The following is a 14,928-nucleotide window of genomic DNA, read 5'->3' on the forward strand; positions in this document are numbered from 1 at the left end:
AAATATCCAAGACAAGAATAGAACCATCGTCAATATGCATTGCAGCTAAACTGTTCTGGAAAACCCGGTCACCCGGTGTTGCGCATCACCCAGTGTTGCGCATCACTTGTCCAGTGCTTCCAGCTCGTCGATCAGTCCGCTGATCACACCAAGCCCGATCTGCCAGAAGGCAGGGTCCGTCGCGTCAAGGCCGAACGGCGCCAGAAGCTCGGAATGATGCTTGGTGCCGCCGGCGCGCAGCATGGCAAAATATTTCTCCTGAAAGCCGCGCTCGGCGTTCTGGTAGACCGCGTAGAGCGAGTTCACCAGGCAATCGCCGAATGCATAGGCATAGACGTAGAAAGGCGAGTGGATGAAGTGCGGGATATAGGTCCAGAAAACCTCGTACCCCTCGCGTAGCTTGATCGCCGGCCCGAGGCTTTCCGCCTGCACTTCCAGCCAGAATTGGCCGAGCTTGTCGGAGGTCAATTCGCCGCTCTTGCGCTCGGCATGCACCTTGCGCTCGAACTCGTAGAAGGCGACCTGGCGCACGACCGTGTTGATCATGTCCTCGACCTTCTGGGCGAGCATGGCCTTGCGTTCGCGCTTGTCGGTGGTCTGCTCGAGCAGCGAGCGGAAGGTCAGCATCTCGCCGAACACCGATGCGGTTTCGGCCAGCGTCAGCGGCGTCGACGCCATCAAGGCGCCCTGGCCGCCGGCCAGCACCTGGTGCACGCCGTGGCCGAGCTCGTGCGCCAGCGTCATCACGTCGCGCGGCTTGCCCATGTAGTTGAGCAACACATAAGGATGCGCCGAAGGCACCGTCGGATGGGCGAAGGCACCAGGCGACTTGCCGGGTCTCACCGGTGCATCGATCCAGTTGCGGTCGAAGAAAGTTCTGGCGATCTCCGCCATGTCGGGTGAAAAGCGCTGATAGGCGGAAAGCACGGTGTTCTTGGCCTCGTCCCAGCCGATGACCGCCTGCGGGGTCTCCGGCAGGGGCGCGTTTCGGTCCCAATGGTTCATCACGTCCATGCCGAGCCAGCGCGCCTTCATCGCATAATAGCGATGCGACAGGCGCGGATAGGCGTCGCGAACCGCCGCGGCGAGTGCGTCCACCACGCTGCGTTCGACGCGGTTGGCGAGATGGCGGGAATCGGCAATGTCCTCGAAGCCGCGCCAGCGGTCGGAGATCTCCTTGTCCTTGGCCAGCGTATTGGTAATCAGCGTGAAGACGCGCAAATTCTTGCGGAAAGTTGCGGCCAGCGCTTCGGACGCCCGGCGGCGCACCTCGCCGTCGGCGTCCTGCAGGCGATTGAGCGCCGGCTCAAGCGTCAACTCCTCGCCGTCGACGTCGAAGCGCAAATCGGTCATCGTCTCGTCGAACAGGCGGTTCCAGGCCCCACGCCCGGTGATCGACTTTTCGTGGAAGAGTTGCTCGATGCGGTCTTCGAGCTGATAGGGTTTGTCCTTGCGCAGATCGAGCACCCAGGGCCGGTAGTGGGCGAAGGCCGGATCGGCGGCGAGTGCGTTTTCGATCGCGCCATCGTCGATGAGGTTCAGCTCGAGCGCGAAAAACAGCAGGTGCGCGCTGGCATCGGTCATCTTTTCCTGGATGTCGCCATAGAGCTTGGCGCGCTGCGGATCCGACGTGTTGCCGGCATAGACAAGCCCGGCATAGGAGACGATCCGGCCGATCAGCTCCTCCAGCGCTTCATAGGCCTGGAGCGCCTCGCCCAGCCTGCCGGCGCTGCCACGCCCGGCCTCGGCGGCGAGCGTGCCTTTCCAACGGCTCTCGAAGGCGATGGCATCGGCGGCGGCCTTGGCGATGTCGCGCTTCAACTCGGGCGCTTCCATGCCCGAATAGAGATCGGCCAGATTCCATTCCGGCAGGTCGCCAAGCTCCGCCACGCCCTGACCGGACGCCGCCGCCAGCTTTCGAGCAAAAACCATGCGCATTGCCGATCCTTCCAGACACGAAAATTCGAGGAAACGAGAAGCCGGTCAAATCCTAAGGAATTCATTCACCGGGTTTTTTGAAAGCTTATTTAGAACCCTGTGCCAAGATGATCCATAGGGCGCATTCTTGGGCGGGCACGGTCGGATCAGTCATGGCAGCTTCCATACTCATAGTCGATGACGATCTGGTGCAGCGCAGGCTGCTCGAGGCGGCGGTGACGAAATTCGGCCACACCGCGATCGTCGCCGATGGCGGCGAGGCCGGTCTCGATGTTGTCGACGGGCCTAATGCGCGCGACGTCTCGGTGGTCATCCTCGACCTGATGATGCCGGGCCTCGATGGCATCGGCGTGCTGAAGGCAATGCGCGAGCGCGGCATCCACATTCCCGTCATCGTGCAGACCGCCCAGGGCGGTATCGAAACCGTCGTTTCGGCAATGCGTCACGGCGCCTTCGACTTCGTCGTCAAGCCGGCCTCTCCCGACAGGCTGCAGGCGTCGATCGGCAATGCCCTCAAGGTCGAAGCGCTCGAAGGCGAAGTGAAGCGCTCGTCACGGCAGCGCGGCGGCCATCTGACGTTCAAGGACATGATCACTCACAGTCCGGCGATGGATCGGGTGATCCGGCTCGGCCGCAAGGCGGCGGCGTCCAACATCCCGATCCTGATCGAGGGTGAATCTGGCGTCGGCAAGGAACTGGTGGCGCGCGCCATCCAGGGCAGCGGCGACCGCCGCTCGAAACCCTTCGTCACCGTCAATTGCGGCGCCATCCCCGACAATCTGGTCGAATCGATCCTGTTCGGTCACGAAAAGGGCTCGTTCACCGGCGCCACCGAAAAACACACCGGCAAGTTCGTCGAAGCGCATTCGGGCACGCTGTTCCTCGACGAAATCGGCGACCTGCCGCTCGACGTGCAGGTCAAGCTGTTGCGCGCCGTACAGGACGGCGAAGTCGATCCGGTTGGCGGGCGCTCGACCGTCAGGGTCGACATCAGGCTGATCTCGGCAACCCATCGCAACCTGCTGCAGCAGGTCAAGGACGGCAAGTTCCGCGAGGATCTGTTCTATCGTCTGAACGTCTATCCGATCTTCGTGCCGCCATTGCGCGACCGTCGCGACGACATTCCCCATCTGGTCGAGCACTTCATGGAGAAGGTGGCGCCCGCCGATCCGCGCCACCGTCTGCGAGGCATCTCGGCTGCGGCGCTCGCCATGCTGCAGGCCTATGACTGGCCGGGCAATATAAGGCAGCTCGAAAATGCCGTCTTCCGGGCTTCGGTGCTCGCCGAGGGCGACATGCTGACCGAAGAAGAGTTCCCGCAGATCCGGGCGCAGGTCGAGGGCACGGTCAATCTCGATGCGGATATCGCCTCGCCAGCTTCAGGGGGGCCAGCTTCAGGGTGGCCAGCTTCCGGATTGGCTTCGGGCAGCCTGCCGCGTGATAACGTCCCGGCCGCCGTCGGCGCCGCCGCGGCCGAGCCCGACGCGCCGGCCAGACCCCGCTTCGGCACGCTGCGGGCGCTCGACGAGCGCGGCAATGTGCGTGCGCTGGCCGATGTCGAGCTCGAAATGATCAAGCTCGCCATCGACCACTACAACGGCCAGATGAGCGAGGTCGCCCGCCGCCTCGGCATCGGCCGGTCGACGCTCTACCGCAAGCTCAAGGAATACGGCATCGACCCGGAGACCGGCCGTGTCGAGAGGCTCGCTTCCTGAGTCACAGGGCCAAGCCGGTTCTCATCCGGACATCATTCCAGGCAACTGAGTCTCGTAATGACGTGTTCGCCGCAATGTTCACGTATTAAGGCGGACGGTAACAGATCGTGTTTCGAGCTGGCGCCAAAACATGATCTAAACCAGCGGTTTACCAAGATCTCCTGCGCAATATTTTTGGCGGTATATCGCCACGGTGTTACCGCATTTCGGCTTCAATAAGCGATGATTAACCATTAGGATCGATATTCGGATGCACATCTAACGCATCCGTTTGGTCAAATCCGGGGACAAAACGGCAGCCTGCAAGGCCTTTTGATTTGAACAGAATCGAACGACACAAAAACGGGCGGCATTATCACATGAGCGTCTGGCCGAGATGGCTGGCAGCGGTGATTGTTGCCGTCGGGTTCCTTGCAGCGGCGGCAACCGGCGCCGGCGCCGAGACACGTTCGCTGAAGCTCTATCATCTCCACACGCATGAAAAGGCGGAGATCGTCTACAAGCGCAACGGCCGCTACGATCAAGCGGGCTTGCGAAAGATCAACATCATCCTGCGCGACTGGCGTCGCAACGAGCCGACCAAGATGGATCCGCGCCTGCTGGACCTGGTCTGGGAAGCCTATCGTGAGAGCGGCGCCACCGACTATATCCAGGTCGTCTGTGGTTATCGTTCGCCGTCGACGAATTCGATGCTGCGCAGCCGCAGCAGGGGCGTCGCCGAGAAGAGCCAGCACATGCTCGGCAGGGCGATGGATTTCTACATTCCCGGCGTGCCGCTGAAGAAGCTGCGCGACATCGGCCTCAGGATGCAGGGCGGCGGCGTCGGGTATTATCCCAGCTCCGGCTCGCCCTTCGTGCACATGGACGTCGGCAATGTGCGCCACTGGCCCGGCATCAGCCGCCAGGAATTGGCGCGCGTGTTCCCCAATGGCAAGACGCTGCATGTGCCGAGCGACGGCAAGCCGCTGCCTGGTTATCAACAGGCGCTCGCCTCCTACAAAGCCCGCAAGGGCGCCGGCGCGCCGGCCATCGAACTGGCCAGCGCAAGCGGCGGTGGCAAAAAATCCCGCGGCTTCCTGGCAGCCTTCTTCGGCGGCGGCGACGACGAGGCGGACGACAGCGCCGATGTGGCGATGGCCGAGCCAGCGCCAAAGCCCCGTAACGTGAAGCCGGCGCCGTCGGCCAAGAGCAGCAATCTGCCTGGCATCGCCATCGTGGCGCCTCGGGATGCCAAGCGTGCCGAGATTCCGGAAGTCGCCGATGCTCCGGCGCCTGCGCCGGAACCGGAGAACGACACGCCGGAGACGATCATCGCGGCATTGCCGGCGCGCAGCATTCCGCTGCCCGATTTTGCTCCGCGCCCGAAGGCCGACATCGGTGCCCAGCCGCCTGAAAACGTTCCGTTCGGCGTGGCGGATGCGACTGCATCCACCGAACAGGCGGTGGCAACCGCGCAAGCGCCGGCAAGTGTGGCGTCGGCAAGTGTTCCGTTCGGCATGGCAGACGCGTCGGCTACGGCCGGCCCGGTGCAGGTCGCGGCAAACAACATTCCCGTGCCGAGCTGGCGGCCCGATCATTCGCTGCCGGCCGATCTTTCGTCGGCTGGTCTTGCGCCGCAGGACAAGCAAGTGTTGCTGGCGCTCGCGAGTGCGGCCGAGCGGAGCAACACCGCCACCGATGCATTCTCGGTATTGCCGTCGGCGCGGCCCGACAGTTCGCAGCCCGACGAGGTCAAGGCCGTTCTGGAACGGGTCAGCGCGACCGACGAATACAAGGTCGCTTCGCTTTCCGAGCAAGCATCGGTGTTCGAGGAACCGGCGAGCGACGACGCATCGAGCGACGGGGCGTCGCCGCGCAAGGCCATCGTTGCCCGCCCGGCCGGCTCCGATCCGACGGCCGTCATCGGCGCGGGCGTGAAGACCACACGCAAGGAACCCAGGGCCACCGCCCGCGACCTGAAACCAGGCCCCAAGCCGGTGGTGGTCGCTGCCGCGCCGCAGGCTGCCCGTTGGGCGCTGCACAGCGGCGAGTATGTCGCGACCGTTTCAGACGCGACAACGGCGCCGCGCTACGCTTACGACTTCGTCCGTACGGCACCGAGCGAGGTCTATACCGTCGGCTTCCAGCCGGGCAACGAGATGGCCGACGCCAACCGGTTCACCGGCAAGGCCGTCAAGTTCATGTCGGTGGCCCGCTTCCAGACCGAATAACAGCTGGGCAAATATCGTAGAGGCCGCGCTGGCAACCGGCGCGGCTGCCGCCACCGCCGGCACTGGCTTCCTTCGTGCCGGGATGCTAACCAAGGTCAGCATTCTCCCGCTTCGTCTAATGGTAGGACAGCGCCCTTTGAAGGCGTGAATCGTGGTTCGAGCCCATGAGCGGGAACCAGCCGGCGAACCAGATCGGCAGCAGGCCAGATCGGCGGCGATGCTAGCGCCCGAGCTTGCTCGCGGCGCGCGCCAAGGCTTCGATCTCGTCCCATTTGCCGGCCTTGACCAGATCGTCCGGCGCCACCCAGGAACCGCCGACGCAGATGACGTTGGGCAGGCTGAGATAGTCGGCGGCATTCTGGCCGGTGATACCGCCGGTCGGGCAGAATTTCACGTCGGCGAGCGGCGAGGCGAAGGCCTTGAGCGAGGCGATGCCGCCCGACTGTTCGGCCGGGAAGAATTTCAGAAAGCGCAGGCCGGCTTCGCGCGCGGCCATGACCTCTCCCGGCGTGATGGCACCGGGCAGCAACGGCACTTCGCTGTCCTTGGCTGCCGCGAGAAGCTCGCGGGTGATGCCGGGGCTGACGATGAACTTCGAACCGGCGGCCGCCGCCTCGCCGAACTGGCGGGCGTCCAGGATGGTGCCGGCGCCGACGACGGCGTCTTCGACCTCGCCCGCCACCCGGCGGATCGCCTCCAGCGCGTCGGCGGTGCGCAGCGTAATCTCGATCGCCGGCAGGCCGCCGCGGGCCAACGCCCGGGCCAGCGGCACCGCGTCGGCGGGATTGGCGATCTTCAGCACCGGTATGACCGGCTGGCCGTTGAGGAGCGACAGGAGCTTTTCGGTCGTGCTGGGCATTCGTCGTCTCTCCTCTGTTGATCAAGTCGACCGGTTAGCAGAAGGCGGTTTTTCTGTCCACGAAACGCGGCGTGTCGCGATGTCACGCGTGGTGTTCGAAACCCGTCGCGGGCAGACCGCTCCCGGCTCTGCCTTGATCCGGCTGTCGTGAGCGTTTAGTGGCTTGGAGATGACACTGTCCAGCCAAGCCTTCCGTGTTGCCGCGCTTTACCGCTTCGCCCGGCTCGACACCTTCGAGGCGCTGCGCGCGCCGCTCGCCGCCTTCTGCCGCGCATGCGGCATCAAAGGCACGCTGCTTTTGGCGCGTGAGGGCATCAACGGCACGGTCGCCGGCAGTGAAGCGGCAATCGCCGCGCTCATCCATCATCTCGAATCCATCGAAGGTCTCGCCGGCCTCGAGATTAAATACAGCAGCGCCGCAGCGATGCCGTTCCACCGCATGAAGGTGCGGCTGAAGCGCGAGATCGTCACCATGGGCGTGGACAATATCGATCCGGCGGCAGGTGCAGGCAGCTATGTTGCGCCGGCCGACTGGAACGCATTGATCTCGGATGCAGGCACCATCGTCATCGATACGCGCAACGCCTACGAGGTGTCGCTCGGCACCTTCAAGGGCGCTGTCGATCCCGCCACCACCAGCTTCCGCGAATTCCCAGCCTGGGTCGAGCGGCATCGGCATGCGCTCGAGGGGCGCAAGGTCGCCATGTTCTGCACCGGCGGCATACGCTGCGAGAAGGCGACGGCCTATGTGAAGTCGCTTGGCTTCGAGGACGTTTTCCACCTCAAGGGCGGCATTCTGAAGTATCTCGAAGACGTGCCCGCCGAACAGAGCCTCTGGCAGGGCGAATGCTTCGTTTTCGACGAGCGCGTTTCGGTATCGCACGGGTTGGTCGAAGGCGAGGCCGAACTCTGCCGCGCCTGCCGGCATCCGCTGGCCGCAGAAGACCGGCTATCGCCGGAATACGCCACCGGCGTTTCATGCCCGCATTGCTTCGATGCCCGCTCGGACGAGGATCGCGCCCGCTATGCTGAGCGCCAGCGCCAGGTCGAGCTGGCGCAAGCGCGCGGCGATCGTCACATCGGAAGTTAGCTGCACGTCAAGCAACTTCACGTTAAGCAACAGAGAAGCGATCGATGACCCACAGCCATGTCCCGTCGTTCTGCCGACGCGCGACCTCGGTGGTGATCGTGCCGTCGGGAAGCCGGGTCGAGGTGAGCGCCAGGTCGCCATTGATGACAGCCGGACGCTGATCTCCGGACTGAAATTTGCGGCCGGTTGCGGTGATCTCCGCGAACAGCGTTTGGATGGCTTCGCGGCCGAACGTCAGTTGTCCGCCACCGCTGTCGATGATTGCATGCGGCTCAAAAAGCGCGGCCATGCCGTCAATGTCTCCGAGCCATTGCCGTGAAATCAGCAGGCGCTCCAGTTCCTGGGGATCGCGTGCGGGTTCGCGGTCAGTCTCATCGGTCATGCCAGGCTCCTCGCAAGCGACATGCTGCGACATTACTCGAAGTCGAGGGCGGTTTCGACACGTCCAATGTCCAGAGCGACGAGTGTTTTTGGGTGGAAGGAGGCTGCAGCACTTTGATTTCCGTGTGAAATCCCAGCAGATGTCGGTGCGAGGTCATGCGTGGCAGCGGGCAAAGGATGCACCGCGTCATTGTAATGTCAAACTGCGGGACCTAGGTCTTCGACGTGCAAACCTGCCCGCGCGCCTTTGGCCGGGCCAATTCTGGAGGCATAGATGTTCGATCCCAAGAAGCTCCTCGACGATCTGCTCGGCTCGCAAGTTCCCGGCACCGGATCGACCGTCCGCGACAAGGCGGGGCAGGCGGTGCAGATGGCCAAGGACAATCCGCTTGCTGCCGGCGCGCTGGCGGCGGTGCTGCTCGGAACCGGCCCAGGCCGTCAGGTCACCGGTGCGGCGGTGAAGCTTGGTGGGTTGGCTGCGATCGGCGGCCTCGCCTACAAGGCCTACCAGAACTACAAGAACGGCAACGCGCCGGCCGAGACTCAAGCTGCCGGCGAACCGGAATTGCTGCCGCCGCCGGCCGATACCGCCTTCCATCCGTCGCAAGCGCCGCAGGGCGAAGACGAATTCACGCTGACGCTGGTCAGGGCGATGATCTCGGCGGCGAAGGCCGACGGCCACGTCGATGACGAAGAGCGGCAGAAGATCGCCGGCAAGCTCAGCCTCGCCGGCGTCGGCGCCGAAGCGGAGAAATTCCTGATATCGGAACTGGAGGCACCGCTCGATCTGGATGTGCTGATCGCCGGCGCCAAGACCGATGCGCAAAAGCTGGAACTCTACACCGCCTCGCGTCTTGCCATCGATCCGGACACGCGGGCCGAACGCGGCTATCTCGACCTGCTTGCCGGCCGTCTCGGCCTGCCGGACGCGCTGGTCGATCATGTCGAGGCGACAGTGACGGCGGCGAAGGTGCCGGCAGCGGGCAGCACGGCCAAGCCGGTGACCGGTTCGCGCTGGTAGGTTGAAGGTAGGGCGGCGGAGACCCGGTGCGCCGTTGGCGTTAGCTTCTCGTTAATCCGGTGAGCGCATGATTTCAGGCAGTCGGATCGGCTTTCCTCCTCCCAAGCCCGGTTCGAATCAGGGGCGGTCGCCAATGGCCGCCCTTTTTGCGAGCACAGGCTTTGGGCCGGCTTGCCATGGTTCCCGTCATTTGCGATGCCTCATCCCTTTCAGGGAGTACAGCCATGACCGACTATAAAACCGCCATCGTCACCGGCGCCGGTACGGGCATCGGCAAAAGCGTCGCCACGGCGCTGCTCAAGGCCGGCTGGAATACGGTCTTCTGCGGTCGCCGCAAGCCGGTGCTGGAGGATGCGATCGCCGCGGCCGGGCCGACACAGGCCAAGGCATTGGCGGTCGCCTGCGACATCAGCAAGGCCGATCAGGTCGACGATCTGTTCGAGACGGTGGCTGCGGCCTTCGGGCGCGTCGACCTGCTCTTCAACAATGCCGGCACGAGTTACAAATCGACATTGATCGACGGCATCCCGGTCGAAGTGTGGAACGACGTTGTCGGAGTCAATCTCACCGGCTCGTTCCTGTGTGCTCGCGGCGCGTTCGGCGCCATGCGCAGGCAGCAGCCGATGGGCGGCCGCATCATCAACAACGGCTCGGTATCGGCCTATGCGCCACGGCCGGGCTCGGTGCCCTATACGGCGACCAAGCACGCCATCACCGGGCTGACCAAGACGCTGGCGCTGGACGGCAGGCCCTTCGACATTGCTTGCGGTCAAATCGACATCGGCAACGCGCTGACCGACATGGCGCAAGCGATGACGGTCGGCGTGCCGCAAGCCAACGGCACCATTGCCGCCGAAGCGGTGATGGATGTCGAGCGCGTCGCCGATGCCGTCCTTCACATGGCCAGCCTGCCGCTCGACGCCAACGTGCTGTTCATGACGGTGATGGCGACCAAGATGCCGTTTGTCGGCCGCGGCTAGTCTCAGCCCGGTCCTAAAAGCGCGTCGCGTGCGACCGGCCTCATGCGACGCGCTTTTAGATTCTTGTTTTTATGCATGTCGTTATCGCAAAACCGCTGCACACTTTTGCGCGACATGCATTAGGGCCGCGTGACCGGAAGCGGCACGCCGGGAAGATACAGCGAAATCGGGCGGATTTCGTAGACGGCGGTCGGATTGACGCGGCGAAGGTCGCGCGCAATGTCGACAGCGGCGTCACGGTTGGCGCAGTCGACAACATAAAGTCCCAGCAATTGTTCCTTGGTCTCGGCGAAGGGGCCGTCAACAACCATTCCGGTGCCTGGCCCGCGCAAGGTGCAGGCGTCTTGTGTCGCGCCGAGCCGCGCCGCCGGTCCGAGGGTGCCTTGCCGGTAAAGCCGATCGTTGATCTGGAGAAGATCGGTCATCAGCGCCGAATCCTGCTCCGGCGTCAGCGCCGTAATCGCTTCTTCCTCGTGATAGGCTAGAATGGCATAGAACATCTGGCGTCTCCTTTCGTCGATCGTGGCCTCACTTCGTCAGAAACGTCTCGATCCGCTCCAGCGCGCGCAGGATGTTCTCTTCGGAATTGGCGTAGGATAGCCTGACATAGCCTTCGCCGAGAATGCCGAAATCGGGGCCGCCGATCAGCGCCACGCCGGCATCCTCGAGCAGCGCCGAGGCGAGCTTCTTGGCCTTCCAGCCGGTCTTGGAAACATTGGGGAAGGCATAGAAGGCGCCTTTCGGCGTAATGCAGGAAACACCGGGCAAGGCATTCAACCCCTCGACCACGACCTTTCTGCGGCGGTCGAAGGCGCGCATCATCGTGTCGACATCGTCCTGCGGGCCGTCGATGGCGGCTATGCCGGCATACTGGCTCGGCGCGTTGACGCAGGACCAGCAATTGACCGCCAGCTTGCGCACCTTATCGTAGAGATGCGCGCCCTTGTCGCCGTTCGGCCAGATCGACCAGCCCATGCGCCAGCCGGTCATTGCCCAGGTCTTCGACCAGCCGTTGAGCACGATCAGCCGGTCGCGGATTTCGGGGAAAGCGAGCAGCGAACAATGCGTCTCGCCGTCATAGGTCATCACGTCGTAGATCTCGTCGGAAAGGATGGCGACATCCGGGTGCGCTTCCAGGCCCTTGACCAGCTTCTCGATCTCGGCGCGCGGTGTGACGCCGCCGGTCGGATTGGCCGGCGAGTTGAGGATCAGCAGCCTGGTCTTCGGCGTGATCAGCGCCAAGGTCTCCGCGGCCGAAAAGGCAAAGCCGTTCTCCTCGCGCATCGGCACCGGGATGGGGGCAGCACCGGTGAACTCGATCATCGAGCGGTAGATCGGAAAGCCGGGATCGGGATAGAGAATTTCGGCACCCGGCTCGCCAAACATCAGGATCGCCGCGAACATGGTCGGCTTGCCGCCGGGCAGGATCATCACCGCTTCCGGCGAGACTTCGACGCCAGTGGTGGCCAGCGTGCGGCGTACCACCGCTTCGCGCGTCGCCAGCAGGCCGTTGGCCGGCGTATAGCCGTGATGGCCATCGCGTAGCGCCTTGATCGCGGCCTCGACGATATGCTGCGGCGTCTTGAAGTCGGGCTGGCCGATGCCGAGATTGACAATGTCGCGGCCCTGGTGGGCAAGTGCAGTGGCACGCGCCAGCACTGCGAACGCATTTTCCTCGCCGAGGCGGTCGAAGGCCGAAATCGTGTGGAGCATTTTTCCCGTCCGTGTGGTTCTTTCAGCGAGCGTGCGTTTTTGTGAGCGTCCGCCCGCAAAAGTCAAACGGATTGGAGTTTTCGGTGTCGGAAAATCTCAAGAATTGGCAACCGCGCCCGCGGCCCGAACGCAAGTTGCTGGAGGGGCGCACTGTCAGGCTGGAGCCGCTCAACGCCGAAAAGCACGGCGACGGCCTGTTCGAGGCCTCGTCAGTGGTCGATGCCGGCGGCCGCTTCGCCTGGCTGTTCGACGACCCGCCGCAGACCCGCGCCGCCTTCCAGCCATGGCTGGACAAGGCCGAAGCCAGCGATGACCCGCTGTTCTTCACGGTCATCGACAAGGCCAGCGGCAAGGTCGCCGGGCGCCAGACGCTGATGCGCATCGATCCGGCCTATGGCGTGATCGAGATCGGCAACATCTATTGGGGACCGCTGATCTCGCGCAAGCCGGCGGCGACGGAAGCGCAGTTCCTGTTCATGAAGTACGTCTTCGACGAGCTTGGCTACCGCCGCTACGAATGGAAATGCAACAATCGCAACGAGCCGTCGAAGCGCGCGGCGGAACGTTTCGGCTTCAAGTTCGAGGGCGTTTTCCGTCAGCATCTTGTGGTCAAGGGCGAAAACCGAGATACCGCGTGGTATTCGATCATCGATAAGGAATGGCCTGATCTGCGCAGAGCCTATGAGGCGTGGCTCGATCCGGCCAATTTCGACAGCGATGGCCAGCAGAAGCGGCGGCTCGAGGATTTCCGCGCCGAGTTTGGCGCGTAGCAGGAGCTCATAGATGGCGCATACCCACGACCATGCCGCGCAGGGCCACGACCACAGTCACGGTGCCGGGCATGTGCATGGCTCGACCGACAAGAAGCGCGTGCTGATCGCGGCTTGCCTGACCGCCGGCTTCATGGTCGTCGAAGCGCTTGGCGGTCTCCTGACGGGATCGCTGGCGCTGCTGGCGGATGCCGGCCACATGCTTGCCGACTGCATTGCGCTCGGCCTTGCCTGGTATGCCTTTCATCTTGCGAGCCGACCGGGGACCGTGCGCCTCACCTACGGCTTCGGCCGGGTCAAGACACTGGTCGCCTACACCAACGGCATCGCCATCTTCGCCATTGCGCTGTGGATCGTCTATGAGGCCTGGGGGCGTTTGCTGACGCCTGAGCCCGTGCTCGGTGGGCCGATGCTGGTCGTTGCGATTGCCGGCCTTGCGGTCAACATCGGCTCTTTCTTCGTGCTGCATGGCGGCGACCGCGATAGCCTGAACATGCGCGGCGCCATCCTGCATGTGCTCGGCGACCTGCTTGGCTCGGCCGCGGCGATCATCGCGGCGCTGATAATCCTGGCGACGGGCTGGACGCCTATCGATCCGATCCTGTCCGTCCTTGTCGCGCTGCTGATCTTGTCCACGGCATGGTCGCTGATGCGCGAGGCCGCCCACGTCCTGCTCGAAGGCGTGCCGGCAAGCCTCGACCGCGACCTGATCGCGAGGGACATCGAAGGCTCGATCAAGGGCGTGCGCGAGGTGCATCACATGCATGTCTGGTCGATCGACGGTTCCAGCAACATGGCGACGTTGCATGCCTGCCTCAATGACGGCGTCGACGCGCATATGGCGGTCAGCGCGATCAAGAAACGGCTTGCGCAGGAGCATGGCATAGCCCATGCCACTGTCGAACCGGAATTCGGCCAATGTGCCGACAGCCATGAGCATGATGGCGAGCACGATCACGCGCATGATGCGGCACCGCACCGTGGCCACTATCACTGATTTCGGGAGTTCCTGGTATTGGCAACGATCGACATGAACGCCCGCTACCCTGGGGCCGCGTGATGGACCGCGACACCCGCAATGCGGCAATCGGCGCCGCCTGGATTTTGCTGCTGTTCGGCATCGCAGCCTATTATCTTCCAACCGTGATGCTGGCGGTCGGCAACGTCTCGACGGTTCTTGCCGGCGTCGTCGCCGCGATCTTCATGGTGGCAATCTTCGTCGTGTTCTGGCTGCGTAGCCGCAGCCAGCGCAAAAAGGGAAAGTGACATGCGCATTCTGATTACCGGCGCGGCAGGCATGGTCGGCCGCAAGCTCATTGCCCGGCTGGCCAAGGACGGGACACTCGGCGGCCGCAAGATCGCCGCGCTCGACCTTCACGACATCGTGCCACCGCAGGCGCCCGCCCTCGAAGGCGTCAGCATCAGCGTCCACACCGGCGACCTTGCCGCGCCGGGCGCGACGACAAATCTGGTCGCGCCGCGGCCCGACGTGATCTTCCATCTCGCCGGCGTGGTGTCGGGTGAAGCGGAGGCCAATTTCGATCTCGGCTACCGCGTCAATCTCGATGGCACAAGGGCGCTATTCGATGCCGTCCGGCTGGCGGCATTTGCGCCGCGCCTCGTCTTCACCTCATCGATCGCCGTGTTCGGCGCGCCGTTTCCCGAAATCATTCCGGACGAGTTCCACCCGACGCCGCTGACCTCCTACGGCACGCAGAAGCTGATGGGCGAGGCGCTGCTTGCCGACTATACCAGGCGTGGCTTCTTCGACGGCATCGGCATCAGGCTGCCGACCATCTGCGTCAGGCCGGGAAAGCCGAACAAGGCGGCCTCAGGTTTCTTCTCCGGCATCATCCGCGAGCCGCTGAGCGGCCATGAAGCCATCCTGCCGGTGCCGCGCTCGGTCGTCCACACACACGCCAGCCCGCGTTCGGCGGTGAATTTTTTGATCCATGCGGCTGGAATTGATGGCGCTGCAGTCGGGCCGCGCCGCAACCTGACGATGCCGGGCGTCGCCGTCAGTGTCGGCGAACAGATCGAAGCGCTGGAACGTGTTGCCGGCGCCAAGGCGGTCAAACTGATCCGCGAGGAGCCCGACGAGACGATCTGGGCGATCGTGAAGGGTTGGCCGACACGCTTCGAGTCGCGGCGCTCGAGGGAGCTTGGCTTCGCTGCCGAAACGAGCTTCGACGAGATCATACGCGTCCATATCGAGGACGAGTTGGGCGGCAGGATCCCTAGTTAAAGCACC

General features: G+C 63.8%; 14 protein-coding genes and 1 tRNA gene. 10 read left to right on the top strand and 5 right to left on the bottom strand.

All coding sequences use genetic code 11. From position 1 onward, the window contains the following. Positions 1 to 102 precede the first annotated feature (102 nt). Positions 103 to 1,938, bottom strand: coding sequence for a M3 family oligoendopeptidase (locus NKH37_RS05700; protein WP_353004737.1), 1,836 nt, complete (start codon positions 1,936 to 1,938; stop codon positions 103 to 105). 152 nt (positions 1,939 to 2,090) lie between these two features. On the opposite strand from NKH37_RS05700, the gene NKH37_RS05705 reads away from it, so the two are divergent. From NKH37_RS05705 to NKH37_RS05715, 3 genes are all read left to right on the top strand, one after another. After that, positions 2,091 to 3,653, top strand: coding sequence for a sigma-54-dependent transcriptional regulator (locus tag NKH37_RS05705; RefSeq protein WP_353004739.1), 1,563 nt, complete (start codon positions 2,091 to 2,093; stop codon positions 3,651 to 3,653). A 359-nt stretch (positions 3,654 to 4,012) separates the two neighbouring features. After that, entirely contained in the window at positions 4,013 to 5,863 is a 1,851-nt protein-coding gene (locus NKH37_RS05710) for a peptidoglycan L,D-endopeptidase MepK (protein WP_352494716.1), read from the top strand. A gap of 104 nt (positions 5,864 to 5,967) precedes the next feature. Continuing rightward, positions 5,968 to 6,041 (top strand) — tRNA-Gln (locus tag NKH37_RS05715). Positions 6,042 to 6,083: 42 nt separating this feature from the next. Here the strand turns inward: NKH37_RS05715 and NKH37_RS05720 are convergent. After that, positions 6,084 to 6,722 (bottom strand): 2-dehydro-3-deoxy-phosphogluconate aldolase, encoded by a 639-nt coding sequence (locus NKH37_RS05720; protein WP_352481952.1) that lies wholly within the window; start codon positions 6,720 to 6,722, stop codon positions 6,084 to 6,086. 169 nt (positions 6,723 to 6,891) lie between these two features. Between NKH37_RS05720 and trhO the strand changes: the two genes are divergently transcribed. Further along, positions 6,892 to 7,812, top strand: a complete 921-nt coding sequence (gene trhO / locus NKH37_RS05725) for an oxygen-dependent tRNA uridine(34) hydroxylase TrhO (protein ID WP_352590583.1) — start codon at positions 6,892 to 6,894, stop codon at positions 7,810 to 7,812. Positions 7,813 to 7,834: 22 nt separating this feature from the next. Here the strand turns inward: trhO and NKH37_RS05730 are convergent, their stop codons facing one another. Beyond that, positions 7,835 to 8,194: a YybH family protein gene (locus NKH37_RS05730; protein ID WP_352590586.1), complete on the bottom strand. Its 360-nt coding sequence runs from the start codon at positions 8,192 to 8,194 to the stop codon at positions 7,835 to 7,837. Between the two features lie 273 nt (positions 8,195 to 8,467). On the opposite strand from NKH37_RS05730, the gene NKH37_RS05735 reads away from it, so the two are divergent. Further along, the gene (locus NKH37_RS05735) at positions 8,468 to 9,214 is read left to right on the top strand and encodes a tellurite resistance TerB family protein (RefSeq protein WP_353004742.1); all 747 of its coding nucleotides are present in this window, start codon (positions 8,468 to 8,470) and stop codon (positions 9,212 to 9,214) included. A gap of 224 nt (positions 9,215 to 9,438) precedes the next feature. Further along, positions 9,439 to 10,194 carry an SDR family oxidoreductase gene (locus tag NKH37_RS05740; RefSeq protein WP_023720201.1) on the top strand — a complete coding sequence of 252 codons (756 nt, stop codon included), beginning with the start codon at positions 9,439 to 9,441 and terminating at the stop codon, positions 10,192 to 10,194. A 119-nt stretch (positions 10,195 to 10,313) separates the two neighbouring features. Here NKH37_RS05740 and NKH37_RS05745 read toward each other — a convergent pair whose 3' ends face one another. Then, positions 10,314 to 10,694 (bottom strand): YciI family protein, encoded by a 381-nt coding sequence (locus NKH37_RS05745; protein ID WP_023720202.1) that lies wholly within the window; start codon positions 10,692 to 10,694, stop codon positions 10,314 to 10,316. Between the two features lie 28 nt (positions 10,695 to 10,722). Further along, positions 10,723 to 11,907 carry a pyridoxal phosphate-dependent aminotransferase gene (locus NKH37_RS05750; RefSeq protein ID WP_023720203.1) on the bottom strand — a complete coding sequence of 395 codons (1,185 nt, stop codon included), beginning with the start codon at positions 11,905 to 11,907 and terminating at the stop codon, positions 10,723 to 10,725. A gap of 83 nt (positions 11,908 to 11,990) precedes the next feature. Here NKH37_RS05750 and NKH37_RS05755 point away from each other — a divergent pair, with 83 nt between their 5' ends. The 4 genes from NKH37_RS05755 to denD all read left to right on the top strand — a co-directional run bounded on the left by NKH37_RS05755 (position 11,991) and on the right by denD (position 14,922). Further along, positions 11,991 to 12,677 carry a GNAT family N-acetyltransferase gene (locus NKH37_RS05755; RefSeq protein WP_023720204.1) on the top strand — a complete coding sequence of 229 codons (687 nt, stop codon included), beginning with the start codon at positions 11,991 to 11,993 and terminating at the stop codon, positions 12,675 to 12,677. Positions 12,678 to 12,690: 13 nt separating this feature from the next. Then, positions 12,691 to 13,674 (top strand): cation diffusion facilitator family transporter, encoded by a 984-nt coding sequence (locus tag NKH37_RS05760; RefSeq protein ID WP_023720205.1) that lies wholly within the window; start codon positions 12,691 to 12,693, stop codon positions 13,672 to 13,674. Between the two features lie 62 nt (positions 13,675 to 13,736). Beyond that, positions 13,737 to 13,943 carry a hypothetical protein gene (locus tag NKH37_RS05765; protein WP_031194351.1) on the top strand — a complete coding sequence of 69 codons (207 nt, stop codon included), beginning with the start codon at positions 13,737 to 13,739 and terminating at the stop codon, positions 13,941 to 13,943. Position 13,944: 1 nt separating this feature from the next. Continuing rightward, positions 13,945 to 14,922 (top strand): D-erythronate dehydrogenase, encoded by a 978-nt coding sequence (gene denD, locus NKH37_RS05770; RefSeq protein ID WP_353040847.1) that lies wholly within the window; start codon positions 13,945 to 13,947, stop codon positions 14,920 to 14,922. Positions 14,923 to 14,928: the final 6 nt, after the last annotated feature.

The organism is Mesorhizobium sp. M1217 (genome assembly GCF_040318275.1).
Lineage (GTDB): Bacteria > Pseudomonadota > Alphaproteobacteria > Rhizobiales > Rhizobiaceae > Mesorhizobium.

Excerpts from the sequence above, each read along its gene's own strand:
- NKH37_RS05705 (WP_353004739.1), top strand. The coding sequence starts at position 2,091 with ATGGCAGCTTCCATACTCATAGTCGATGACGATCTGGTGCAGCGCAGG.
- NKH37_RS05745 (WP_023720202.1), bottom strand. The coding sequence starts at position 10,694 with ATGTTCTATGCCATTCTAGCCTATCACGAGGAAGAAGCGATTACGGCG.
- denD (WP_353040847.1), top strand. The coding sequence starts at position 13,945 with ATGCGCATTCTGATTACCGGCGCGGCAGGCATGGTCGGCCGCAAGCTC.
- NKH37_RS05760 (WP_023720205.1), top strand. The coding sequence starts at position 12,691 with ATGGCGCATACCCACGACCATGCCGCGCAGGGCCACGACCACAGTCAC.
- NKH37_RS05735 (WP_353004742.1), top strand. The coding sequence starts at position 8,468 with ATGTTCGATCCCAAGAAGCTCCTCGACGATCTGCTCGGCTCGCAAGTT.
- NKH37_RS05730 (WP_352590586.1), bottom strand. The coding sequence starts at position 8,194 with ATGACCGATGAGACTGACCGCGAACCCGCACGCGATCCCCAGGAACTG.
- trhO (WP_352590583.1), top strand. The coding sequence starts at position 6,892 with ATGACACTGTCCAGCCAAGCCTTCCGTGTTGCCGCGCTTTACCGCTTC.
- NKH37_RS05750 (WP_023720203.1), bottom strand. The coding sequence starts at position 11,907 with ATGCTCCACACGATTTCGGCCTTCGACCGCCTCGGCGAGGAAAATGCG.
- NKH37_RS05740 (WP_023720201.1), top strand. The coding sequence starts at position 9,439 with ATGACCGACTATAAAACCGCCATCGTCACCGGCGCCGGTACGGGCATC.
- NKH37_RS05710 (WP_352494716.1), top strand. The coding sequence starts at position 4,013 with ATGAGCGTCTGGCCGAGATGGCTGGCAGCGGTGATTGTTGCCGTCGGG.
- NKH37_RS05720 (WP_352481952.1), bottom strand. The coding sequence starts at position 6,722 with ATGCCCAGCACGACCGAAAAGCTCCTGTCGCTCCTCAACGGCCAGCCG.
- NKH37_RS05700 (WP_353004737.1), bottom strand. The coding sequence starts at position 1,938 with ATGCGCATGGTTTTTGCTCGAAAGCTGGCGGCGGCGTCCGGTCAGGGC.
- NKH37_RS05765 (WP_031194351.1), top strand. The coding sequence starts at position 13,737 with ATGGACCGCGACACCCGCAATGCGGCAATCGGCGCCGCCTGGATTTTG.